Source organism: Aquabacterium sp., assembly GCF_004297345.1.
GTDB lineage: Bacteria > Pseudomonadota > Gammaproteobacteria > Burkholderiales > Burkholderiaceae_C > Aquabacterium.
This window is the reverse complement of sequence record NZ_SCTN01000440.1, coordinates 1-23,002: the sequence shown is the minus strand read 5'-3', so window position 1 is coordinate 23,002 and position 23,002 is coordinate 1. Positions and strand designations below refer to the sequence as shown.

Below are 23,002 nucleotides of genomic sequence, written 5' to 3'. Positions count from 1 at the left end.
AGTTGTTTTTAATCAAGTCCGCGATTCTAAGTCGGGGATGGTTCCAAATTCTCTCAGAAAAAAGCACGATCGTTCGAAAATGTCCCCGCCAATGCGGGGGATCAAGATTGACCGTCGTCCATCCCGCAACAAAAGGGATGGTGTAGCGACAGCCGTGCTAAGGTCACAGACGTTTCTGACAGCGAAAAATCCTGTCGCACTGTTGAAGCGTCCAAACATGCGCCAAAAGGAGCCAATGCATGAGCTACACCATTGACCTGTCGGGCCGCGTGGCCCTGATCACCGGCGCCTCCAGCGGCCTGGGCACCCAGTTCGCCCACACGCTGGCCAAGGCCGGCGCAGCCGTTGTGCTGGCAGGTCGTCGCGTCGAGCGTCTGAAGACCCTGCGTTCCGAAATCGAGGCCTACGGTGGCGATGCCCACCTGGTCGAGCTGGACGTGACCGATGTGGATTCGATCAAATCCGCCGTGGCCCATGCCGAGACCGAAGTTGGCGCCATCGACATCCTGATCAACAACTCGGGCGTGAGCACTACCGAGCGCCTGATTGATGTCACCGAAGACAATTACGACTTCATCTTCAATACCAATACGCGCGGTTCGTTCTTTGTTGCGCAGGAAGTGGCCAAGCGCATGCTGGCTCGCGCCAAGGGTTCTGCACCTGGCACCTTCACCGGCGGGCGCATCATCAACATTGCCTCCGCAGCCGGCTTGCGCACCATGCCGCAGATCGGCGTGTACTGCATGAGCAAAGCCGCCGTGGTCCATATGACCAAGGTGATGGCGGCCGAGTGGGGCCGCTTTGGCATCACGTCCAACGCCATCTGCCCAGGCTATATCGACACCGAGATCAACCACCACCACTGGGGCACCGAAGCGGGCAAGAAGCTGATCAGCATGCTGCCACGCAAGCGTGTGGGCCAGCCCAAGGATCTGGATGCGATGCTGGTGACGCTGTGCTCGGCTCAAAGCGATTTCATCAATGGCGCCATCATCTCGGCCGACGACGGCATGCTTGCAGCCTGACTTGAATTCAGCCTGATCGTCCGCATCTAGCCCGCATATGGCTGCACTACTACTTTGTGTGGCCCATGCGGGCTTATCTTTTGCCGTTGAAGAACCATGCGTCTAGACATTCCTGAGCACAAAATCCTGGTCCATGAACTGTCCATGCCCATCATGTGGGGTGACATGGATGCGCTTGGCCACGTCAACAACACCGTCTACTTCAAATACATGGAGCAGGCACGCGTGACGTGGATCGAAGCCATCAGCGGATCCGTGGATGGCCGCGACGAGGGCCCGGTCATCGCCAACGCCTTCTTCAACTTCTACCGCCCGCTGGTGTTCCCCGGAGATCTGGTCGTGAAGCTGTATGTGGCCGATCCTGGCCGCACCAGCATCGACACCTTCGTGACGATTGAACGCTCGGATGAGCCTGGCTCGCCCTATGCCGCTGGTGGCGCCACGCTGGTGTGGGTCAGCAGTGCCGAGGGGCGTCCCGTGCCTTTGCCAGAGCCCATTCGTGCACTCAAAGGCACGCCTGCGTTACCGGCTTCTGATGCACCGCCAGCGTTGCCTGGCAAGTGATGGCGACGCCTTTGTGGTGCATCTGACTGCCCCTTGCACCAAGGCGGGTCAGGGCTGAAACCACAGTGGCGAGCCTTCGAGCGTGACCTGGACGCGTCAAGCGCGAGCTGGCGCGTTTTTTTCATCGAAATCACTGGATTTTTTCGCTTGACCCGGTGTACGCTTTCCCATGCTGCAGTGCAGCGAAAGAGTCCCCCCGTTTGCCAAGGAGTGATTGGATGAACAAGGTCTATCCCGACGCCGCCAGTGCGCTGGCTGGGATTGTGAAAGACGGGCAATTGCTCGCAGTAGGGGGCTTCGGCCTCTGTGGCATTCCTGAAGCGCTGATCGACGCCTTGCAGGCGACGGGCGTGAAGGACCTGACCGTGATTTCGAACAACGCCGGCGTCGATGGTTTCGGCCTGGGCAAGTTGCTCAACACGCGCCAGATCAAGAAGATGATCTCCAGCTATGTGGGCGAGAACAAGGAGTTCGAGCGCCAATACCTGGCTGGCGAACTGGAGCTCGAATTCACACCGCAAGGCACGCTGGCCGAGAAGCTGCGTGCAGGTGGCGCCGGCATCCCGGCTTTCTTCACCAAAACCGGCGTGGGCACCATCGTGGCCGAGGGCAAGGAAACCCGCGAGTTCGATGGCGAGGTCTATGTGATGGAGCGGGCCTTGTTGCCCGAGGTGGCGCTGGTCAAGGCCTACAAGGCAGACAAGTCCGGCAACCTGATCTTCCGCCGTACGGCGCGCAACTTCAACCCGGCTGCCGCCATGGCGGGCAAGATCACCGTGGTGGAAGTGGAAGAGATCGTCGAAACCGGCACCTTCGATCCTGATTCGGTCCATCTGCCTGGCATTTACGTGCACCGTATCGTGCTCAATGCCACCCCTGAGAAGCGCATTGAAAAGCGCACCCTCACAGAGAAAGCGGGAGCTTGAAGATGGCCTGGACACATGACGAAATGGCGGCGCGTGCCGCACGCGAACTGGAAGACGGTTTCTACGTGAACCTGGGCATTGGCCTGCCGACACTGGTGGCCAACTTTGTGAGCCCAGACATTGATGTTTGGTTGCAGTCGGAAAACGGCATGCTGGGCATTGGTCCTTTCCCGACTGAAGACCAGGTTGATGCCGACCTGATCAATGCGGGCAAGCAGACCGTGACCGTGCTGCCCGGTTCCTCGATCTTCGGATCGCATGAGAGCTTTGCGATGATCCGCGGCGGCAAGATCAACCTGTCCATCCTGGGCGCCATGCAGGTGTCCGAGAAGGGCGATCTGGCCAACTGGATGATCCCGGGCAAGATGGTCAAGGGCATGGGCGGCGCGATGGACCTGGTGGCCGGCGTGGGGCGCGTGGTCGTGCTGATGGAACATGCTGCCAAGAATGGCGAGCACAAGCTGCTGCAAAAGTGCACGCTGCCGCTGACAGGCCTGGGCGTGGTCGATCGCATCATCACCGAACTGTGCGTGCTGGACGTGACACCTGAAGGCTTCAAGTGCGTGGAACTGGCACCTGGCGTGACACCGGAGGAAATCCGCGTGAAGACCGGCGCGCATGTGCAGTTGTCTCACCTGACAGCCTGAGCGGCAAGCGCACCATCAAGCTGTTTGTTGCTGCTGACATGAGGCCACCCTCGGGTGGCCTTTTCGTTGCTTGCGCTCTGAGACAATCTGCCCATGAACTGGATTGCCTTGTCGCTGCTTGTCCTCATTGTGTTGCTGTTGCTCTGGTTGGCCTTGCGGCCTGCTCGTCAAAACGACGAGGCCGTGCTGAAGCTGGGGGCCGATCTGAACCAGGCCTTGCAGCAACGCAGCGAGCAGATCGAGCGCAATCTGCGTGACGAGGTGGCACGCAGCGCCACCGGCACAAGGCAGGAAATTGGCGCGGCATTGGGCACCTTCCAGCAAACACTGCTGACCCAGCAAGGCGATGCCACCCGGACTCAGAACGAACAGCTCGATAGCTTCCGCGTTCAACTGGCGGCCATGCAGCAAGGCGTGGCGGACAGCTTGCGTGACACCACACACCAACAAAGCCTGCAGGCCGCTGGTTTGCGCGAAGCCCAGGCGCAGGCCCTGGCGCGTTTCAATGAAGCGCAGGAGGCGGCCTTGCGCCGGCTGGGTGAGGGCGTGGCGGAACAGCTGCGCGTGCTGTCCGAGGCCAATGAGCGCCGTTTGACAGAGGTGCGCAACACGGTGGAGAACCGCCTGCAAGCCTTGCAAGCCGACAACGAGAAAAAGCTGGAGCAGATGCGCCAGACGGTTGACGAGAAGCTGCACGCCACGCTGGAGGCCCGCCTGGGTGAGAGCTTCAAGCAAGTGGCCGAGCGGCTGGAGTTGGTTCACCGCGGCCTGGGCGAAATGCAACGCCTGGCCAGCGACGTGGGCTCGCTCAACCGCGTGCTCAACAACGTCAAGACGCGCGGCATTTTTGGCGAAGTACAACTGGCCGGCCTGCTGGAGCAGGTGTTCACGCCCGAGCAGTACGCCGTCAACGTGGAGACGGTGCCGGGCAGTGGAGCCCGCGTCGAGTTTGCGATCAAGTTGCCAGGGCAGGGCGGCGCCGACAGTCAGCCCCTGTGGTTGCCCATTGATGCCAAGTTCCCACGCGAAGACTACGAGCGCCTGCTGGAGGCACAGGATCGGGCTGATGCGCCAGCCGTGGAGGCCTCAGCCAAAGCAGTTGAGCAACGCCTGAGGCTGGAGGCGCGCACCATCCGTGACAAATACCTCGGGCCACCTCACACCTCTGACTTTGCGATCCTGTTCGTGCCGACCGAAGGGCTGTACGCCGAGGCCTTGCGCCGTCCCGGCCTGGTGGAGGCCATGCAGCGCGAATACCGGGTGATGCTGGCCGGCCCCACGACCTTGCTGGCCACGCTCAACAGCCTGCAGATGGGATTCAGGACGCTGGCCCTGGAAAAGCGTTCCAGTGAGGTCTGGCAGGTGCTGGGTGCCGTCAAAACGGAGTTTGGCAAGTTTGGCGATGTGCTGGCCAAAACCAGAAAGAAGCTGGAAGAGGCCAGCAACACCATTTCCTCTGTTGAGACCCGCACGCGGGTCATGGGCCGTGCCCTCAAACAGGTCGAAGCCATGCCGGACTCCCAGGCGCAAGCCCTGTTGCCCGCCGAGTCTGGCGTGGCATCAGATGACGAGAGCTGATTCAAGATCGCAGCGCAGCAACCGATAGACAAAGACCGAGTGTCCTGTTTACCGAAATCGGGCGGCGTTGTTGCCCCGTTGCTGCGTGAAGTCTCTGCTGAAGTCCTTACTGCTGCTGCTCAGCTTGCTGCTCCTGGCGCCGCTACAGGCGGGTGCGGCTGCGTTTGACATCGCGGCGGCAGCCGGGCAGGGTGAGTGGCTGGACATGGCCACCTTGGTGTCTGCCGATCTACCCAGCGATGCGGGGCCGGCGCACCCCCCACCTTCAGGCGCACCCTGGCAGGCTCAGCGCCATGGTGTGCGCACCGTCGGCTTCGAGTACAAGGGCGTCTGGGCGCGCACCGCGCTGCAGAACAGCTCCGACAGCCCCGTGCTGGGTTGGGTCGTGGTGACCGAGCCCTATACCGATTTCGTCGATTGCTTTGTTGACATGGACGGTGACGAGTCGGTCGTGTACCGCCTGGGGGACCATCGCCCGTTCGATGCGCGTCCGATCAAATATCCGGGCGTCATCCTGCCGGTCAATATCTTTCCGCACAGCAGCGTGACGCTGGCTTGTCTGCTGCGCAATAACGGCTCAACGGCCGCCACGTTCCAGTATTGGACGCCTGAAAACTACGCGACCCTGGAGCGGGAGACGGCTTTCTCGCGTGCGCTTTGCTACGGCGCACTGGGCTTCACCTTGCTCGTGTCCATCGTGCTGGCCTTCATCAACGGCAATCCGCTGTCCTTCCTGATGGTGGCGGAGATCCTGCCTGTGCTGGCCGCCACGGCAAGCCGGGAAGGCGATGCCTATCAGATGATCTGGCCAGATCATCCAGAGTTCAACCTGCCGCCGTATATGTGGATCCTGATCGGGATCTCGACGGCTACGCTGGTGTTCCGCTGGATCATCCAGCCTACCCGGGGGGAAGACAGGATCATCAAAGCGCTGGCCTTGTCATCGGCCTTGATCCTGGCATTTGCACTTCTGGTGCCTGTTTATGCGCCCAAGATCAGCGCCTTGGTTCAGGTGATCTCGGTGATCTATCCGATCGCGCTGATCTGGATTTGCGCAAAGCACTGGCACGAGGGGGCCGTGGCGCGCCTGTTGTGCGGTGGCATGGTGGTGCAGATGGGCGCCCTGGTGATCAATGCCGTGGGCGTACTGGGCATCTATCACGGGCAGTTCGGAGTGGCCAGCATGTATGCCTGCGTGATCAAGGCGCTGACGCTGGCCGCAGCTCTGTTCTACCGGATGAAGATGGATCGTCAGGACCGTGCGCGTGCTCAGGCCGAGCACACGATGGAGCTGGAGCGACGCCTGGCTTATGAGGCGCAATTGCGTGACGTGGTCTCGCACCATCCGCGCTACGGCATGCCCAATCAGGCCATGCTGGAGGAGTCGGTGCGGGCGCAACTGGGGCAGGCCGAAGAGGGCTTCTCCATTTGCATTGTCAAGCTCAATCGCTTCGGCTTTCTGGAATCCATCTTGCCGCCCGATACCTTGACGGCCCTGGTCAAGATCTATGGTCAGGAACTCATGAGCTGGTTTGCGCTCACGGATCCCCGCGCCTTGATGACCATCGAAGGTCCGCATCAACTGGCCGCGCTGGACGACAGCACCCTGGCTTTTGTCACCGTGGGCATGCCGTCCGATGCCTTCATGAGTGATCTGGAGAGCTTCCTGGTTCGACGCTTTGAATGGCAAGGGCTGTTCGTGGCCTGGGATCCGCACGTTGGTGTGGCGCCTGTGACCAGTGCCCATCTGGATCAGTCCGTTGGCATGAGTGACGAGGCGCGCATTGCCTTGCAGTGGTGCAGCGCCCATCGCCGTGTGGTGCCGTTTGACGCCGAGCGCATGAAGCGCGAGCAACTGGCCTATGGCCTGACGCTGGATCTGGAAGGCGCCATCGATCGCGGCGAGTTGCTGCTGCACTACCAGCCCAAGGTGACGCTGGAGACCCGCCGTACGGACTCGCTGGAGGCCCTGGTGCGCTGGCGTCATCCTCAGCGAGGCATGATCCCGCCTGGCGCCTTCATTTCAGAGGCTGAAGCAACGGGGGCCATCAACCGCCTGACCATGTGGGCGATTGCGGAGGCTGCGCGCTTCCTGCTGACATTGCCCGATCCGCATGTGCGGGTGTCGGTCAACATCACCGCGTTTGATCTGGCCACGCCGCGCTTTGTGGACAAGGTGCTGGAGACCTTGCGCCACGTTGGTTGCCCGCCTTGCCGCCTGATCCTGGAAGTGACTGAATCGGCGGCTTTGAGCGACCGCGAACGGGCCACGCAGATCTTGTCCAGCCTGCGCGAAGAGGGCGTGAAGATCGCGCTGGACGACTTTGGCACAGGCTACTCATCACTGGGCATCTTGCAGGAGATGCCCTTGGACGAAATGAAGGTCGACCGCAGCTTCGTGACCGACATCGCCGACTTCGGCCGCAAGCAGGCCGTGTTGCAAGCCATGATCGAAGTGGGCCACCGCCTGGGTTTGACGGTGACCATCGAGGGCGTGGAGCATGGCAGCAGCATCGACTGGCTGGCCGAGCACGGCTGCGATGTTGTGCAGGGCTACTTCTTCAGTCGCCCGCTGGATGCCGATGCAGCGCGAAGCTGGTTGACCCAGCCCGTTCCCTCAGTTGAGACTGCCTAGCGCTTTGGCGCGCTCGCGCTGCTGAGCCAGTTCGCTGGCGCTGGTCTGCGCCTCGGCCTTGGTGGGCCAGCCTTGCAGATGGCGCTCCACCAGGCTGCTCAAGGCGCGGATCCAGCTCATCTGGTCATTGAGGCCGGGGATGTAGTTGAACTCCTTGCCCCCGCAGTCCATGAAGGCCTGCTTGCCTTCCATGGCGATCTCCTCCAGCGTCTCGATGCAATCGGAGACAAAGCCTGGGCAGATCACGTCCACACGCTTTTCACCCTGTTGGGCCAAGGCGCACAAAGTGGGCTCGGTATAGGGCTCCAGCCATTTGGCCTTGCCAAAGCGGCTCTGGAAGGTCACAACGTACTCATCCTTGCTCAAGCCCAGGCGCTCGGCCAGCAGCCTGCCCGTCTTGAGGCATTCGCAGTGATACGGGTCGCCCAGCAGCAAGGTGCGCTCAGGCATGCCGTGAAAGCTCATCACCAGCTTGCCGCCACGCCCGCTTCGGGCCCAGTGTGCCCTCACGCTGTCTGCCAGGGCATCGAGGTAGCCTGGGTCATCGTGAAAGCGATTGACGTGGCGCAGCTCGGGCAAGGTGCGCGTCTGGCGGCCCCAGGCGAACACATCGTCCATGACGCTGGCCGTGGTCGCAGCAGAGTACTGTGGGTACAGCGGCACCACCAGGATGCGTTGTGCGCCTTCTGCCTTCAAGGCTGTGAGCTGGCTGCCAATGCTGGGCTGGCCATAGCGCATGGCGTGCTTGACGATGAGTTGATGCCCAGCCTCACCCAGAAAGCCTTGCAGCAAGGTGGTTTGCTTTTGCGTCCAGACGCGCAGGGGCGAACCTTCCTTGGTCCAGATGCTGGCGTACTTGGCGGCAGACTTGGCCGGCCGCACGCGCAGGATGATGCCGTGCAGGATGGGTAGCCATACCAGCCGGGGAATCTCAACCACACGCGTGTCGCTGAGAAACTGCGCCAGATAGCGGCGCAAGGCGGCAGGTGTAGGGGATTCAGGCGTGCCCAGGTTGACCAGCAAGATGCCGGTACGTGAGGGCTGACCGTGTTGGTATTCGGGTTCTTTGGCTACGCTCATAGCGCAGCATTGTCGCCTCTTGCGGCCAACCTGCACAGTTCTGTGGTTACCGCGACGATATCGATGGGTTTGGTCCAGTAACCTGTGAAGCCTGCGGCCTGGGCTCGGGCCACGTCTTCGGGCATGGCGTCAGCCGAGCACATGAAGGCGGGGGCATTGGCCAGCTCGGGCAAGGTGCGCAAAGCCTTGAGCACCTCGAAGCCCGACATGCCGGGTAGATGCGCATCCAGCACCAGCACGTCCGGGATGCGATCACGCGCCATGGACAAGGCCATCTGACCATCTTCGGCCACAGCCAGGTCAATCTGGGGGAAAGGCCTCAAGGCCTCTTCGAAAAGCATCGCATTGATGCGGTTATCTTCAACGTACAGCACGTGCAAGGCGGGCAAAGCCGCAGCGCCGTCTGAATTCAATTCAGTCGGGGACATGTTCAATTCGAGCGGGCTGCCCGGGTCCGACAGGGGCGGATAGGCAGAGTCAGGGGCGGGGTCAAGATGGGTAGGCGTGCGGCCTGCCAGTGGGAGGATGATATTGACCCGAGTTCCTGAACCGGGTTGACTGCGGATATCCATGCGACCTCCCATGGCTTCAAGCAGCGAGCGCGTGATGATAAGGCCTAGACCGGTCCCTTCGATATTGGAAGTTTCACGCCCAAGACGCTCGAAAGGTTGAAACAGCCTGGACAGCTGTTGAGGGCTCATGCCGGGGCCGGAGTCCTCGATTGTGAGCACAACTTCGTTTTCAGGCAAGCACTGGGCATAGATGCGCACAGTGCCGCCTGCCTGGTTGTACTTGATGGCGTTGGAGCCGATGTTCATGATCACCTGCTTGAGCCGTTGACGGTCTGCCACGATGGCCCAAGGCGCTTCAAGCAGGTTGTGCACGCTGATCTGGCGCTTGTCGGCCATGGGGCTGAGCATGGACAGGCACGGGCCGATTTCATCGCTCAGTGTGAGCGGCTCAGGCTTGAAGCTCAGGATGCCGGTTTCAACCTGCTGAAGATCCAGCACATCGTTGACCAGACCCATCAGGTGCTGGCTGGCGTGCAGGATCTGCTCGACATAGTTTTGTTGCCCTGTATCCGCCCTTTGCTGGGTCAACTGCAATTGGAGCAACTGGGCAAAGCCGTTGACGGCATTGAGCGGTGTGCGGATCTCGTGGCTCATGCGGGAGAGGAACTCCGACTTGGCGGCACTGGCTGCTTCAGCAGTCTGCTTTTCGCGCAAGGCGCGTTCGGCCTGTTTGACCGGCGTGATATCGGAATGCGTGCCCACCACGCGCAGGGCATGGCCATCGCGATGCCGGCTGACCACCTTCCCGCGCGACAAGATGGAGAGGTAGTGGCCGTGTTTGTGTTGCAGGCGGAATTCGGTCTGGTGAATACCATCACCGACTTTGAAGTAGCGATGCAGGCTGCCGCTCACCAGGTCCCGGTCTGATGGGTGAACACGGCTGAGGAATTCGTCCGCCGTGTTGGCGATCTCATGCTCGTCATAACCCAGCATGGTCTTCCAACGCTGGGAGTAGTAGACGCGGCCTGTTTGCAGATCCCAGTCCCAGACACCATCGCCCGCGCCTTCGAGTGCGAACTTCCAGCGTTCTTCGCTCAGTTGCAACTCTTGCTGGGCATGACGTTCCTGCGTGATGTCGCGCAAGGTGGCCATGGCGGCAAAGGGCGGGGCATTGGCATCCACACGCAGCAAATGGCAGGAGATCTCTACCCACAGAATCTCACCATCAACGCGGCGCAAGGGATTGACGCGCTTGTCGATGCGCTGGCCCGTTGCCAGCACTTCGTTGATCGGCCAGCGTTCGAAAGGCACTGGCGTGACGAGGTCATCTTCCAGCAGCGTCAGCCCGGGCAAGCCTGGTTGCTCGACATTGATCAGTTGCTCCGGCCGGACACCCAGAATGCGGCTGGCGGCCTGGTTCAGTGCAACGACCCGCCCGCCAAGTTCCACGATCACGAGGCCATCGCTGATGGTGGCGGCCACGGAGCGGTACAACTCTTCGCTGACGCGCAGCTTTTCTGCCGCCAACTGGCGCTCGGTGATGTCGCGCGTCAGGAAGAGCGTGTGCCCTTCGGGCATCGGCGTCATGCGGGCTTCGAAGTGGCGGCTGACGCCATCGCGCTTGGCCAGGTCGTATTCAAAGCGCTGGGATTGGCCGGTGCTTTGCAGTCGCTGCAAGGCCTGTCTTTGGAGGTCGGCCGTTTCGGGCGGCAGGTGGCTACCCAGTGCCGTGCGCTTCAACTCGGACAGCGGCTTGAGCAGCAAGGGGTGATCGGCGTGGCCATCAATGTAGCGGCCCTTGTTGTCGATCACGAACCAGAGGTCTGGCAGGGCACGCAACACGGCGCGCAGCCGGGCTTTTGTCTCTGCCAGGGCTTTCTGCTTTTCGCGCAGCTTCTCGGCATCCTTCTTGTTCTGTGTGATGTCCATGGCGAAGTGCACCACACTGCCATCGGGCAACTGGTGGTCCTTGACCAGGATCCATTGGTTCTTGAACTGCACTTCACGCGGCTCGACTTCGGTGTGCAGGTTCAAACGCCAGGCGATGTACTCATCTTCGCGGCCACTGGCATCGGGGTAGATGCCGGCCTGGACCAGCTTGCGCAGGGTGACAGACCAGTAAGGATTGGCCTCATCGTGCGCTTGCCCTGCGTGATCCCGCCAATGCTGGTTGGCCAGCACGACTCGCCCTTGCGGGTCCGTGATCATCACGCTGATGTGAAAAGACTCGATGGCCTGGCGCAGCAACTGATCGGCTCTGCGCGCTTCGTGTTCGGCTTCGATCTGACGCGTCACGTTGCGGCTGGCGCCCCGGTAGCCCATGAACTCGCCACGGCTGTTGAACACCGGTGTACCGCTGATGCTGACGGTGATGGGGCCGCGCGGCGTAGTGCGCACGCCGATGGCATCACTGAAGGGTTCGCGGCGAGATCTGGCCAGCACGAAGCGATCCCAACTGTCGCGTGTTTCGTCATCGCGTGGCACGTACAAGCTGGCGCCCTTGACGCCAATCTCAGTCGAGGGATCCAGGCCGGTGTGTTGCTTTAAACCCGCCGATACCCATTGCAGTACGCCGTCCTTGTTGGTCTCCCACAGCCAGTCGCTGCCCGCCAGGCTGGCCGTGCGTACGCGTGCCTCCATCTTGCGCAGGCGCTGTGTGTCGATGTGGTGCTGAATGAGCGAGGCTGCCGTGGTGGCCAGGTCTTGCAGCGCCTTGATGTCGGCGTCGCTCCAATCCCGTGCCTGGCGGTCCATCGCGCAAAGCGTGCCCAGCGCATGACCCTCGACCAAAAGGGGCATGCCCGCATAGGCTCGCACTTGCATGGGGCCTGCCACGGCCGAGATGGCTTTGAACTGCTCATCCAACCGGGCATCAGAGATGAACAGGCCCGTCTTGTGCGAAACGACGGACTGGCAAAACGAGTCACTCGGGGATGTCTGCCGTGTATCGAGACCATGGCGAGCCAGGCTCCAGATTCGATGCGTGTCAACCAGGTTGATGGCGGCAATAGGGCACTTCAGCGTGCCTGTGATCAGACGCTGAATGGATTCGAAGGCAGGAGGCACTTCGGCGTCCAGCAATTTGCTGGCATGAAGCAGCGCGACTCGCTCATTTTCATCTTGTGGAACGGCGTTCAAGGTCATGCAAGCGGCATCGCGAAGATGGTCGACTTGTGACTCTAGCCTATGAAAAGGCTGACGTAACCCCGCGTCAATACTGAGGCAAGGTGTCCGAGAAGCTCAGCACCTCGAAGTGAATCTGGGTGCTTGTGATGTCCGTGGGCGGGGCGCCCATGCTGATGATGCCGCTGCCGTGCAACGTACAGGTGCCACGACGCAGGGTCAGTACTTGCTCGTCGTGATCAAACTTGACGTGCGTGCCGTTATAACTGAGGTCTGTCAGATAGAAGTGACCGCTATGGGACTCGATGCGCGCATGCGAGCGCGACACGCGTGAGTCACTGACGCAGAACGATGCCTGCGGGCTGCGGCCCAGGACCAAGGGCATGCTCGCGGTCGAAAAAACGCGCTCCGTGCCCAGGCAGGTCAGCCGCACGCCATCAGGCATGTCACTGGGCTCGGCTTCCATGATCATCGTGGACATGGTGTCGCCAAAGCGGCGGGTGTCCATGCGCAGCACGGGCACAGGCTCCTTGCGGCCACGCAGATGCAGCTTGTCGATGCTGCGAAAGCGTTCGTGCTGATCGGTCGGGAGTTCGCGCAGCAGTTGGGCCGTTGTCAATGTTTCATTGTCGCCAGCCAGATCCAGCAGGCGCGCAGCCACGTTGACGGCATCACCGAAGCAATCGCCATCCACTTCGACCATTTCGCCCCAGGCAATCGCCACTTTGAGCTTGATCGCAGCCGCCTTGATGGGCAGACCCTCGGCAACGGGTGCGATGCGCTCCAGGGAGTCTTGCATGGCCACGGCTGATTCAACCGCACGCTCCGCTTCTTCGAACACGGCCATGAGGCCATCGCCCAGCGTTTTAATGACGCGGCCACCGGAGCGGGCCACGATCTGACCGAGCATGGCCAGGCTGTGCGTGACGACGGTTGCCGCCTCGCTGTTGCCCAGCTTGAGATAAAGCGCTGTGCTGCCGCGGAGGTCCGCAAACAGGATGGCGCGTTCTTTGGTCATGCCCATAACGCAGTATGTTCGCGCGCTTCGCGAAATGCCAGCGTGACGAAATGCACGGTTTTTGTGCGGGATTTTGGACGGCAGGGGGCAGCGGGCGACGGCCGGGCATGAAAAACCCGGCACATGGCCGGGTTTGCGTCGCAATCAGAGATTGTCCAGATACGTGCGCAGCTTGTGGCTTCGCCGCAAGCTCAGGAGCAAGTGCTTTGCACTTGCCGCCGCTTCGCGCCGCCTATCCGACCAATCACAGATTGTCCAGATAGGTCCTGAGCTTGTCAGACCGCGAGGGGTGCTTGAGCTTGCGAATGGCCTTGGCTTCGATCTGGCGGATGCGCTCGCGGGTGACATCGAACTGCTTGCCGACTTCTTCCAGCGTGTGGTCGGTCGACATTTCGATACCGAAGCGCATGCGCAGCACCTTGGCTTCGCGAGGTGTGAGCGAGTCGAGGATGTCCTTGACGACATCGCGCAGACCGGCCTGCATCGCAGCCTCGATCGGGGCGGTGTTGTTGGTGTCCTCGATGAAGTCGCCCAGGTGGCTGTCGTCATCGTCACCGATCGGCGTTTCCATGGAGATCGGCTCTTTGGCGATCTTCATGATCTTGCGGACCTTGTCTTCCGGCATTTCCATCTTGGCGGCCAGCGTCGGAGCATCGGGCTCGAAGCCGAATTCCTGCAGGTGCTGACGCGAGATGCGGTTCATCTTGTTGATCGTTTCGATCATGTGAACCGGGATGCGGATGGTGCGGGCCTGGTCGGCGATCGAACGCGTGATGGCCTGACGGATCCACCAGGTCGCATAAGTCGAGAACTTGTAGCCGCGACGGTATTCGAACTTGTCCACGGCCTTCATCAGGCCGATGTTGCCTTCCTGGATCAGATCCAGGAATTGCAGACCACGGTTGGTGTACTTCTTCGCAATCGAGATCACCAGACGCAGGTTGGCCTCGATCATTTCCTTCTTGGCATCGCGCGAGGCCTTTTCGCCCTCGTTCATGCGCTTGTTGATCGACTTCAGGTCCTCGATGGGCACGACGGCCTTGGCCTGCAAGTCAATCAGCTTTTGCTGCAGTTCCTGGATCGCAGGCAGACTGCGGCCCATGACGGCGCTGTAGTTCTTGCCGGCGTTCGACTCCTTGACGGCCCAGTCCAGGTTCAGGATGTTGGGCGGGAAGGATTTGATGAACTGCTCTTGCGCCATGCCGCACTTGTCGACCACGATCTTGCGCAGTTCGCGCTCGTAGCGACGTACGTCATCGACCTGCGAACGCAACACGCCGCACAGCCGCTCAATGATCTTGACGGTAAAGCGGATGGTCATCAACTCGTGGCTGATGGCTTCCTGGGCCTTGTTGTAAGGCGCTGACTTGTAGCCGTCCTTCTCGAAGGATTTGGCCATCTTGTCGAAGTTGACGCGCAGGGCATCGAACTTGACCATGGCCTGGTTCTTCATCTCCTCGAGCTTCTTGGTCAGGGCTTTGGAGCCGCCATTGCCATCATCGTCATCTTCTTCGTCGAATTCGTCGAAGTCTTCTTCGGCCACGTAGTCGTCGGCCTCATCGGCAGCGACGAAACCGTCAACGACCTCGGAAATGGTCATCTCACCGGCGCGGATCTTGTCGGACAGCGACAGGATTTCGGCGATGGTGGTGGGCGAGGCCGAGATGGCCAGCATCATGGCCTGCAAGCCGCCTTCGATGCGCTTGGCGATTTCGATTTCGCCTTCGCGCGTCAGCAACTCGACCGTGCCCATTTCGCGCATGTACATGCGAACGGGGTCGGTCGTGCGGCCGAATTCCGAGTCCACGGTGGACAGGGCGGCTTCAGCGGCTTCTTCGGCTTCCTCTTCTGTGGCTGTGGACTGCGCGCTGTTGGAAATCAGCAGCGTGGCAGCGTCAGGCGCTTGCTCGTAAACCGCCACGCCCATGTCGTTCAACATGGAGATGATGGCCTCGAGGATTTCGTTTTCGACCAGCTTTTCGGGCAAGTGGTCGTTGATTTCCTGGTGCGTCAGGAAGCCGCGTGTCTTACCCAGCTTGATCAGGGTCTTCAGATCCTGACGGCGCTTGTTGACTTCGTCTTCGGTCAGCGTGGTGTCGTCGATGCCGAATTCGCGCATCAGGGCGCGCTCTTTTGCGCGCGACACCTTCATGCGCAGTGGCTTGGCCTTGGGCTTGTCACTGCCGGCTTCTTCGGCGCCTTCAGCCTCGACTTCACCGACGTCCAGATCGGCTTCGACTTCGGCTTCGATGTCACCCACATCGTCTTCTTCGAAGGCGGCCTTTTTCTTGGCTACGGCGCTCTTGGCGGCCGGTGCGGCTTCAGCGGTTGCAGCCTTGGGCTTGCGGCCGCGCTTCTTGGGTTCGGCTGGCGCAGCGACCTCGGCGGTGTCTGCACCCTTGGCCTTGGCGGCGCGAGAGGTGACCTTGGCCTTCTTTTCCGTGGCTTCCGTGGTCTGCTCGATCACCTCGGCTTCGGCGGCTGTTTTCTTCGCTTTAGTCGCGGTGTCTGCTGTCTTCGCGGTTTTTTTCGCGGTCATGCGCTTCCTCGAAAGAGAATTCTGGGTGCTTGTCGAACCTTCCATTATCGCGCAATGAAAGGGGGGGCGTCAAAAATCTTGGCCAAATAGCTGTTGAAATACTCAGTCCGGTGGCGGAGAAACGCTCATCCGGAGATGGGGCGCCGGCGGCTGATTTCAAGTTTCATGGCCAGGGTCAGCCGAACGAGCTCCATTTTTCGAGCCTCGGCTGTCTCTGAAAGTTCGCCTGACTGGGTCAGCAGATCAAGTTCGTCGCGCAGTGCAACGAGTTCAATCGGCCGGATCAGGTTCATCAATTCCTCCACGGTGTCTTTGTTGTCCGGTACCTCCACAAACTGGGTCACGCGGCGCGCCAGTGTCTGGAAATGCCCGGTTTCTTCAGGATGCTCGGGGTCGGCCGCATCACCTCTCATGAGCTTGAGCAGGTCCTCGGCGTTGAGCAGGCCCTGGTCCAGCAGGATGCGATCAAGCCAGCGGAAAAACTCACCATAAGGCGCGGGTTGGTCGCACAGCAAATCGTGCGTGGCACTGGGCAATTGCTCCCAGAACTCGCTGTGGCTGACCAGAACCCAGGCGATGCGGTCCAGCGGCGTGGCGGCCTGGGGCAGGGGGCGTTGTTCCACCGGGCTGCCTCGGCTTTGCCAGCGCGACCCGCTGCCGCCTTTCCAGGGCTTCCAGGGTTTGCCGTCTCGGCGTGTGCCGCCCTGAAATCCACCTTGCTGGTAGCCGCCTTGTTGCTGGCCTCGGCCCTGATAGGGGCGATTGGACTGGCCTGCGCCCGAGTCGTAGCTGCCGGATGGATCGCCACCTTCGCCGCCGTATGTCCAGTCTCCGCTACCGCCGCCGTCCCCCCCGAATTCACCATCGGGTTCGAAGGCAGGAATGTCGCCAAAATCGCCATCCCAGCCGGCAGATGTTCCGCCTTGATCTGGATGAGATCGGTTTCCACCGCTGCCACCGCCCGGGTTGTAGCGATTCTGTCCCGCGGCTTTTTGTTGGGCCTTTTGAACATGATCGGCCAGCCGGCGGCGAACCTCTTCCGGTGCCGTGCGGGCTGTCTGAGCCAACTCATCGGCGATCAGGCCTTGAAGCGCACCTTCGGGGAATTGCGCCAGCAGGGGAATGGCCTGAACCAGCAGGCGAGCCCGGCCTTCGGCCGTGTCCATGTCGCAATCGGCGCCAGCGTGCTCGAGCACCTGGCGCGACAACGGCACGGCCTGCTTGATGCATTGCTCGAACGCCTCGGCGCCAAACTCGCGGATGTAGCTGTCCGGGTCATGCTCGGTCGGCAGGAACAGGAAGCTGATGCGGCGCGTATCGGTGGCGTAGGGCAGGGTGGCTTCCAGCGCACGGCCCGCGGCGCGGCGGCCGGCGGCATCACCGTCGAAGCTGAACACCACCTGGTCGGTGAAGCGAAACAGCTTTTGCGCGTGGTCTGCCGTGCAAGCGGTGCCCAGGGTGGCCACGGCATTGCCAAAGCCCCACTGCGCCAACGCCACCACGTCCATATAGCCTTCGGTGACGATGGCATAGCCCTTGTTGCGCAACGCGGCCCGGCCTTCGTACAGGCCGTATAGCTCGCGCCCCTTGATGAACACGGGCGTTTCGGGCGAGTTCAGGTACTTGGGCTCGCCTTTGTCCAGCACGCGCCCGCCAAAGCCGATGACCTCGCCTTGCGGGTTGCGGATCGGGAACATGATCCGGTCACGGAAGCGGTCGTAGCGCTTGCCTTCTGACTCACCAGCCTCGGGCTCGTGCGTGATGACCAGGCCCGATTCCACCAGCAGCGGGTCGTCGTACTTGGGAAAGACGCTGGCCAGGCCGCGCCAGTTGTCCTGCGCATAGCCCAGCGCAAAGCGGGCTGCGATCTCGCCCGTCAGGCCACGGCCTTTGAGGTAGTTGACGGCGCGTGGCGTTTTCTTGAGCTGCTGCTTCCAGTGATGGGCGGCCTTGGCCATCACGTCGGTCAGCGAGTTCTGCTTTTCCTTGATCTGCTTCTGGCGTTCGCGCTCTTCGGGGCGGACGTTGTCGTCGGGCACTGGCATGCCCTGCATCTGGGCCAGATCCTTGACGGCGTCCACAAAGCCCGTGCCGCCGAACTCCATCAGGAAACCGATGGCATTGCCATGCACGCCGCAGCCGAAGCAGTGGTAGGTCTGGCGGCTGGGGCTGACCACGAAGCTGGGCGATTTCTCGCCGTGGAAGGGGCACAGGCCCTTGTAGTTGATGCCCGCCTTCTTCAGTGTGACGAACTTGCCCACGACATCGGCGATGTCGGTGCGGGCCAGCAGGTCCTGAATGAATGACGGTGGGATCACGGCGAGAGGAACTTCCTTGGTGCTTCAAACGCAACGGCCCCGGCGCGGTGGTGCGACGGGGCCGTTGATGTCAGCCCAGAGGGCCGACGAATGGCTTACTTGGACAGGGCTTCCAGCGCGCGGCCGGTGATGTCGTCCACCGAGCCCACGCCGCTGATCCTGCGGCATTGCGGGGCAACGGCGTCGCCCGTCGCGGCCCATTGGCCATAGTAGTCCACGAGCGGGCGCGTCTGAGAATGGTAGACATCCAGGCGCTTGCGCACGGTTTCTTCCTTGTCGTCTTCGCGTTGGATCAGGTCTTCGCCCGTGGCGTCGTCCTTGCCGGCTACCTTGGGCGGATTGAACACGACGTGGTAGGTGCGGCCCGAAGCCACGTGCACACGACGACCGCTCATGCGCTCGATGATCGACGAGTCAGGCACGTCGATTTCCAGCACGAAGTCGATCTTCACGCCGGCAGCCTTCATGGCTTCAGCCTGAGGAATCGTGCGTGGGAAACCGTCGAACAGGAAGCCGTTGGCGCAGTCAGCCTGCGTGATGCGGTCCTTGACCAGGCCGATGATGATGTCGTCGCTGACCAGACCACCAGCGTCCATGATCTTCTTGGCTGCCAGACCCAGTTCGGTACCGGCCTTGACGGCTGCGCGCAGCATGTCGCCAGTCGAGATTTGGGGGATGCCAAATTTTTGGCACAGGAACGCAGCTTGCGTACCCTTACCGGCGCCGGGTGCGCCCAACAGGATGAGTCTCATGTATCTCCTCGGTATCCGGTCTCACTGATGGCCTTGAGGCGATCAGTTCTTCAAGGGCGGGAGGATAGCATGCGTCCCCCTCCTATGGGTGGGGGAATCACCGCATGCAGGCCACTTCCGCCAGCAATTGGCATACCCGAAAGGGCAGCCGGTCAGACGAACAGGGCGCGAACACGCTCCAGGTCTTCTGGCGTGTCGACACCCGCGCCGGGCGCTTGTTGCGTGACGTGCACAGCGATGCGTTCGCCATGCCACAGCACGCGCAACTGCTCCAGCGATTCCACGGTTTCCAGCGGGCTGACAGCCAGTTGCGGAAACTTGCGCAGGAAGCCTGCGCGGTAGCCGTAGATGCCAATGTGGCGAAGCGGATGCCCTGCGTCCTTGGCGGGGAGGCCCGCCGCAGGTGCATCACGCCACCAGGGAATGGGTGCGCGCGAGAAATACAGTGCACGCCCTTGGGCATCGAGCACCACCTTGACCACATTGGGGTTGCCAAAGTGGGCGTCTTCCTCGATAGGGTGGGCGGCCGTGCTCACCACGCAATCCGGGCGCTGGTCGAGTTGTGCGGCGCAGGCGTTGATCAGGGCGGGGTCGATCAAGGGCTCATCACCCTGCACATTGACCACAGCATCCTGGCCGTCCAGGCCCAGGATGGTGCAGGCTTCAGCCAGGCGGTCGCTGCCAGTGGGGTGATCGGCGCGTGTCATCACGCAGCGCACGCCGTGTTGCTCGCAGGCCTGCTGGATGCGCGCGTTGTCGGTGGCCACCACGATCTGGGTGGCTGCGCTCTGCGCGGCGCGTTGGGCCACGCGCACGACCATGGGCACGCCAGCGATGTCGGCCAGCGGCTTGTCAGGCAGGCGCGTAGAGGCCAGGCGAGCCGGGATCAAAACCGTGAAGCCCATATCAGGCTCCTGTGGACGTCTTTGGTGCAGGGGCCACCGGCACGTCGTTGTCGTCCAGCGGCACGGCCTCGTTTTCCAGCATCACGGGGATGCCGTCGCGAATGGGGAAGCCCAGGCGGTCCGCGTGGCAAATCAGGTGCTGGCCCTGGGGCAGGCGGTGCAGGGGGCCTTTGCACACGGGGCAGACCAGCAGTTCAATCAATCGAGTATCCATGGTGTTCTTCTTCAGCCAGGTTGGTGGCGAGCGGGGAGTTGCTTCATGGCGGCATCCAGTGCCAGCCAGAACGACGCTTCAGGACGGAAGTCTAGTGCCGCAACCCACACGCGGCAGCCGGGGCGTTCGCGGGCAAGTCGATCAGGGTCAAGTTTGACGGCATCTTTTTCCGTGACGATGACGTCCCTGGCTTGCGCTGGCCAGGGAATGTCGCCGAGATCGGCGTGGTCGTCCAGCGGGATGGTCTGGCAAGTGAAGCCTTGCTTGCTCAGGGCCTCAAAAAATCGCTGTGGGTGCGCAATGCCGGCTACCGCCCAGGTGCTGGCGGCCCTGGTGTCTTGCGGCATCAAGGTGGCACTGGCGGTGCGTCCCTGCCACCAGTCAATCAAAGGGCAAAGCTGTTCGGTGGCCTGTGTCGCGACATGACCGGGTAGATCGGTGGTTGCCTGCGGGGCGTTGTAGAGCACCAATGGTGCCGCAGCCAGGTCGCTGGCAGGCGATACGTGAATCGGTTCTCGCAAGGGGCCGGCAGGCAGCAGCCAGCCGTTGCCCGCACCACGCGCATCGAACACGATGATCTCCAGATCGCGTTGCAACTGGAGGTGCTGCAAGCCGTCGTCGCAGACCAGCACGTTGATCTCCGGATGCGCCTGGAGCATGGCCCGGCCACCGCTGGCACGGTCTCGCCCGATCATCACGGGCGCGCCCGTTCGGCGCCAGATCAACATGGGTTCGTCACCGGTTTGGGCGGCGTTCAGTCCTGATGAGGTGTCGGCATCCAGCAAGACGTGTGTTTGGTGTGCTGGCAATTCGGCCTTGTAGCCGCGGCTGAGTACGCCAGGCTTCCAGCCTTGCTGTTGCAGATGCTTCAGCAGCGCAATGGTCGTGGGCGTCTTGCCCGCGCCGCCCACTACGCGATTACCCACTACCAATACGGGTACAGGCAACTTTTCGCTACGCAGCCAGCCCTGACGGTAGCCTGCGCGTCTGATTGTGACCAGCAGCAGCATCAAGGCTGCCGCAGGCAACAGGCACAGTGCCAAGGGCCCTTTTTTGAGCCAGGCCTGGTTGAGTTGCGCAGCAAGTCGGCTCATGCGGAATAAGGCGTGCGGTACAGCAATGGGTGGGGTGCGGGCGCACCCCGGTCAGACACGCAGGTGGCGTCAGGGCGCGGCAGCGCCGGCGGCATTTTCAGCCTGGCCCTGTGTGGCAAAAGTCAACTGGCTCAGGCCCACACGACGCGCGGCGTCCATCACATTGATGACGCTCTGGTGGGTGGCCGAGGCATCTGCGGTCACCACGACCACGGTGTCCTTGGCGCCGCCGTTGGCCGAAGCCAGGCCTGCGGCCAGGACATCCACACTTCGACCTTCCAGTTGACGCTGGTTCACCACATAGCGGCCATCCGCTGTCACCACCACAACCAGCTCGCGAGGGCGAGGCTTCGATGCCTGGGCATTGGCGGTTGGCAGATTGACCTTCAACTCCGTGAGTTTGGAGTAGGTGGTGGTCAGCATCAGGAAGATGAGGATCACCAGCAGCACGTCGATGAAGGGGATGAGGTTGATCTCAGGCTCTTCTTCGCGCAGGTGATGCTTGCGAAAGTTCATCGACATGGGCGTGGTCCCTGCAACTCAACGACGGCCGGATGTCAGGCGCAACAGATGCGGCACCATGCGTTCCGCAGCTTGCTCCATCGCCACGGTATAGGCGTCGATGCGAGCGCGGAAATGGCGGTAGAACATGAGCGAGGGAATCGCCACGATCAGGCCGAAGGCCGTGTTGTACAGCGCCACGGAAATGCCGTGCGCCAGTTCCATAGGGTTGGCGCCAGACGAGCCGGTGGCCGCGCCTGAGGCACCGAAAATCTCGATCATGCCGATCACGGTGCCCAGCAGGCCCATGAGCGGCGCTGCGCTGGCAATCGTGCCCAGGGCGTTCAGGTTGCGCTCCATCTGGTGCACGGCATCGCGGCCAGCCGATTCGAAGGCGCCACGCAGGTTGGTTTCGGTGATGCGGGGCTCGTTGGCTGCCGCGCGCAGGCCCTGTGCCAGCAACTGACCCAGCACCGAGTTTTCTGCGAGCTTGTTGATCGTGTCGGCCGATGGCACGCCGGTACGGGTCACCGAGAGGACTTCGTCGACCAGGCGAGCAGGGGCCACACGGGCTTCGCGCAGGCTCAGAAAACGTTCAATGACCAGCGCCAGCGCAACGACTGAGCACAGCACGAGAGGAATGATGGGCCAACCGGCGGCTTGAAGGATCGACAGCAACAGAGGACTCCCGAGGGGCATGGTCTGTTCAGGCTCGCCTCATCGTTTGGCGCGCTCTGACAGGTGCAAGACAAGCCGACGATTATGGGGCTGAAATCCGCTTTTCCCGCATCGCGGTGCAGTCGGTGGCGCGCCTGGGACTTTCCCGATGTGGCGCGCGAGAGGGTGTATCGGGCACGCGTGTTGCAATGCGGCAAAATCATCCACTGAACCTGTGGATAACTTTGTGGGTAAGCCGCTGCCACATCGCTCAAACCCGCGAAAATCAACGGTCCTTGATAGATTGCTTATTTTTTAAGCAGGCAAAAATCCTTTGAAATCATATGCTTAGAACAATATTAAGGCGCTGTGACACGGGTGTGATGCCTGCGGCCCCCTGGCGCGCTGGGTGTGGACTTGTCCTCGAATACCCCTGCGCTGACGCCATCTGCCAAGCCGGCTTGGGTGGGGTGCCATCGGCTTCGTTTGCCTGGCGCGCAACGCCTGGCGTTTCGGGGAAAACGACATGAGCGATTGGGCAACAAATCGGCCAGCAGATCGTTCAGGTGGATCGGCTCGCGTGTGGGGGGTGGCGGCCTTGGTGCAGGCTGTTGGCGATACGCTTTCTGCCCGCTTTGCCTCTTGCGTGGTCAAGGGCGAGATCAGTGGCTTTACGCGGGCAGCCAGCGGCCATGGCTATTTCACGCTCAAGGATGAGCATGGCAATGCCTCCCTGCGTTGTGCGATGTTCAGGCGCGCGCTCTCACAGGTGGAGTTTTCGCCATCGGAGGGCATGCTCGTGGAGGCGCGCGGCAACCTGGCGGTTTACGAGGCGCGTGGCGAGTTGCAGTTCGTGGTCGAAGGGCTGCAGCGTGCGGGCGCGGGTGCTTTGTACGAGCAGTTCCTGCGCTTGA

The 23,002-nt window shown here is 61.7% G+C and carries 18 protein-coding genes; 7 read left to right on the top strand and 11 right to left on the bottom strand.

Annotated features, from left to right (window positions below; all coding sequences use genetic code 11):
• Positions 1-239: 239 nt before the first annotated feature.
• The 6 genes from EPO09_RS17090 to EPO09_RS17065 all read left to right on the top strand — a co-directional run bounded on the left by EPO09_RS17090 (position 240) and on the right by EPO09_RS17065 (position 7,375).
• On the top strand, positions 240-1,025 hold the full coding sequence (locus EPO09_RS17090) for an SDR family oxidoreductase (RefSeq protein WP_290644799.1): 786 nt from the start codon (positions 240-242) through the stop codon (positions 1,023-1,025).
• Positions 1,026-1,121: 96 nt separating this feature from the next.
• Positions 1,122-1,589, top strand: a complete 468-nt coding sequence (locus tag EPO09_RS17085; protein WP_290644797.1) for a thioesterase family protein — start codon at positions 1,122-1,124, stop codon at positions 1,587-1,589.
• A gap of 218 nt (positions 1,590-1,807) precedes the next feature.
• Positions 1,808-2,515: a CoA transferase subunit A gene (locus EPO09_RS17080; RefSeq protein WP_290644795.1), complete on the top strand. Its 708-nt coding sequence runs from the start codon at positions 1,808-1,810 to the stop codon at positions 2,513-2,515.
• Between the two features lie 2 nt (positions 2,516-2,517).
• Entirely contained in the window at positions 2,518-3,162 is a 645-nt protein-coding gene (locus tag EPO09_RS17075) for a CoA transferase subunit B (RefSeq protein WP_290644793.1), read from the top strand.
• Positions 3,163-3,255: 93 nt separating this feature from the next.
• Positions 3,256-4,740, top strand: coding sequence for a DNA recombination protein RmuC (gene rmuC / locus EPO09_RS17070; protein WP_290644791.1), 1,485 nt, complete (start codon positions 3,256-3,258; stop codon positions 4,738-4,740).
• An 85-nt stretch (positions 4,741-4,825) separates the two neighbouring features.
• Positions 4,826-7,375, top strand: a complete 2,550-nt coding sequence (locus EPO09_RS17065; protein WP_290644789.1) for an EAL domain-containing protein — start codon at positions 4,826-4,828, stop codon at positions 7,373-7,375.
• On the opposite strand, the gene hemH is transcribed toward EPO09_RS17065, so the two are convergent.
• The 11 genes from hemH to EPO09_RS17010 all read right to left on the bottom strand — a co-directional run bounded on the left by hemH (position 7,358) and on the right by EPO09_RS17010 (position 22,109).
• Entirely contained in the window at positions 7,358-8,455 is a 1,098-nt protein-coding gene (hemH, locus tag EPO09_RS17060; protein WP_290644787.1) for a ferrochelatase, read from the bottom strand. The genes EPO09_RS17065 and hemH overlap by 18 nt on opposite strands.
• Positions 8,452-12,111 (bottom strand): PAS domain S-box protein, encoded by a 3,660-nt coding sequence (locus tag EPO09_RS17055; RefSeq protein ID WP_290644785.1) that lies wholly within the window; start codon positions 12,109-12,111, stop codon positions 8,452-8,454. The genes hemH and EPO09_RS17055 overlap by 4 nt, the downstream gene beginning before the upstream one ends.
• Before the next feature lie 67 nt (positions 12,112-12,178).
• Positions 12,179-13,108, bottom strand: coding sequence for an adenylate/guanylate cyclase domain-containing protein (locus EPO09_RS17050; RefSeq protein ID WP_290644783.1), 930 nt, complete (start codon positions 13,106-13,108; stop codon positions 12,179-12,181).
• Positions 13,109-13,352: 244 nt separating this feature from the next.
• The gene (rpoD, locus tag EPO09_RS17045) at positions 13,353-15,647 is read right to left on the bottom strand and encodes an RNA polymerase sigma factor RpoD (protein ID WP_290644781.1); all 2,295 of its coding nucleotides are present in this window, start codon (positions 15,645-15,647) and stop codon (positions 13,353-13,355) included.
• A gap of 125 nt (positions 15,648-15,772) precedes the next feature.
• Entirely contained in the window at positions 15,773-17,965 is a 2,193-nt protein-coding gene (gene dnaG, locus EPO09_RS17040; protein ID WP_290644779.1) for a DNA primase, read from the bottom strand.
• A 95-nt stretch (positions 17,966-18,060) separates the two neighbouring features.
• The gene (adk, locus tag EPO09_RS17035; protein WP_290644777.1) at positions 18,061-18,717 is read right to left on the bottom strand and encodes an adenylate kinase; all 657 of its coding nucleotides are present in this window, start codon (positions 18,715-18,717) and stop codon (positions 18,061-18,063) included.
• A gap of 152 nt (positions 18,718-18,869) precedes the next feature.
• Positions 18,870-19,622: a 3-deoxy-manno-octulosonate cytidylyltransferase gene (kdsB, locus tag EPO09_RS17030; protein ID WP_290644775.1), complete on the bottom strand. Its 753-nt coding sequence runs from the start codon at positions 19,620-19,622 to the stop codon at positions 18,870-18,872.
• Position 19,623: 1 nt separating this feature from the next.
• Complete coding sequence (locus EPO09_RS17025; protein ID WP_290644773.1) at positions 19,624-19,836, bottom strand: Trm112 family protein; 213 nt, start codon at positions 19,834-19,836, stop codon at positions 19,624-19,626.
• Positions 19,837-19,847: 11 nt separating this feature from the next.
• The gene (gene lpxK / locus EPO09_RS17020) at positions 19,848-20,930 is read right to left on the bottom strand and encodes a tetraacyldisaccharide 4'-kinase (RefSeq protein WP_290644771.1); all 1,083 of its coding nucleotides are present in this window, start codon (positions 20,928-20,930) and stop codon (positions 19,848-19,850) included.
• Positions 20,931-20,999: 69 nt separating this feature from the next.
• Positions 21,000-21,446 (bottom strand): biopolymer transporter ExbD, encoded by a 447-nt coding sequence (locus tag EPO09_RS17015; RefSeq protein WP_290644815.1) that lies wholly within the window; start codon positions 21,444-21,446, stop codon positions 21,000-21,002.
• 24 nt (positions 21,447-21,470) lie between these two features.
• Complete coding sequence (locus EPO09_RS17010; protein WP_290644769.1) at positions 21,471-22,109, bottom strand: MotA/TolQ/ExbB proton channel family protein; 639 nt, start codon at positions 22,107-22,109, stop codon at positions 21,471-21,473.
• Between the two features lie 505 nt (positions 22,110-22,614).
• Between EPO09_RS17010 and EPO09_RS17005 the strand changes: the two genes are divergently transcribed.
• Positions 22,615-23,002, top strand: a 388-nt coding sequence (locus EPO09_RS17005) for an exodeoxyribonuclease VII large subunit (protein ID WP_290644767.1), incomplete at its 3' end; no start/stop codon positions are given.

What these genes read in the sequence shown, in the direction of transcription:
- EPO09_RS17090 (WP_290644799.1), top strand. Translation starts at nt 240, where the DNA reads ATGAGCTACACCATTGACCTGTCGGGCCGCGTGGCCCTGATCACCGGC.
- EPO09_RS17085 (WP_290644797.1), top strand. Translation starts at nt 1,122, where the DNA reads ATGCGTCTAGACATTCCTGAGCACAAAATCCTGGTCCATGAACTGTCC.
- EPO09_RS17080 (WP_290644795.1), top strand. Translation starts at nt 1,808, where the DNA reads ATGAACAAGGTCTATCCCGACGCCGCCAGTGCGCTGGCTGGGATTGTG.
- EPO09_RS17075 (WP_290644793.1), top strand. Translation starts at nt 2,518, where the DNA reads ATGGCCTGGACACATGACGAAATGGCGGCGCGTGCCGCACGCGAACTG.
- rmuC (WP_290644791.1), top strand. Translation starts at nt 3,256, where the DNA reads ATGAACTGGATTGCCTTGTCGCTGCTTGTCCTCATTGTGTTGCTGTTG.
- hemH (WP_290644787.1), bottom strand. Translation starts at nt 8,455, where the DNA reads ATGAGCGTAGCCAAAGAACCCGAATACCAACACGGTCAGCCCTCACGT.
- EPO09_RS17055 (WP_290644785.1), bottom strand. Translation starts at nt 12,111, where the DNA reads ATGACCTTGAACGCCGTTCCACAAGATGAAAATGAGCGAGTCGCGCTG.
- EPO09_RS17050 (WP_290644783.1), bottom strand. Translation starts at nt 13,108, where the DNA reads ATGACCAAAGAACGCGCCATCCTGTTTGCGGACCTCCGCGGCAGCACA.
- rpoD (WP_290644781.1), bottom strand. Translation starts at nt 15,647, where the DNA reads ATGACCGCGAAAAAAACCGCGAAGACAGCAGACACCGCGACTAAAGCG.
- adk (WP_290644777.1), bottom strand. Translation starts at nt 18,717, where the DNA reads ATGAGACTCATCCTGTTGGGCGCACCCGGCGCCGGTAAGGGTACGCAA.
- kdsB (WP_290644775.1), bottom strand. Translation starts at nt 19,622, where the DNA reads ATGGGCTTCACGGTTTTGATCCCGGCTCGCCTGGCCTCTACGCGCCTG.
- EPO09_RS17025 (WP_290644773.1), bottom strand. Translation starts at nt 19,836, where the DNA reads ATGGATACTCGATTGATTGAACTGCTGGTCTGCCCCGTGTGCAAAGGC.
- lpxK (WP_290644771.1), bottom strand. Translation starts at nt 20,930, where the DNA reads ATGAGCCGACTTGCTGCGCAACTCAACCAGGCCTGGCTCAAAAAAGGG.
- EPO09_RS17015 (WP_290644815.1), bottom strand. Translation starts at nt 21,446, where the DNA reads ATGAACTTTCGCAAGCATCACCTGCGCGAAGAAGAGCCTGAGATCAAC.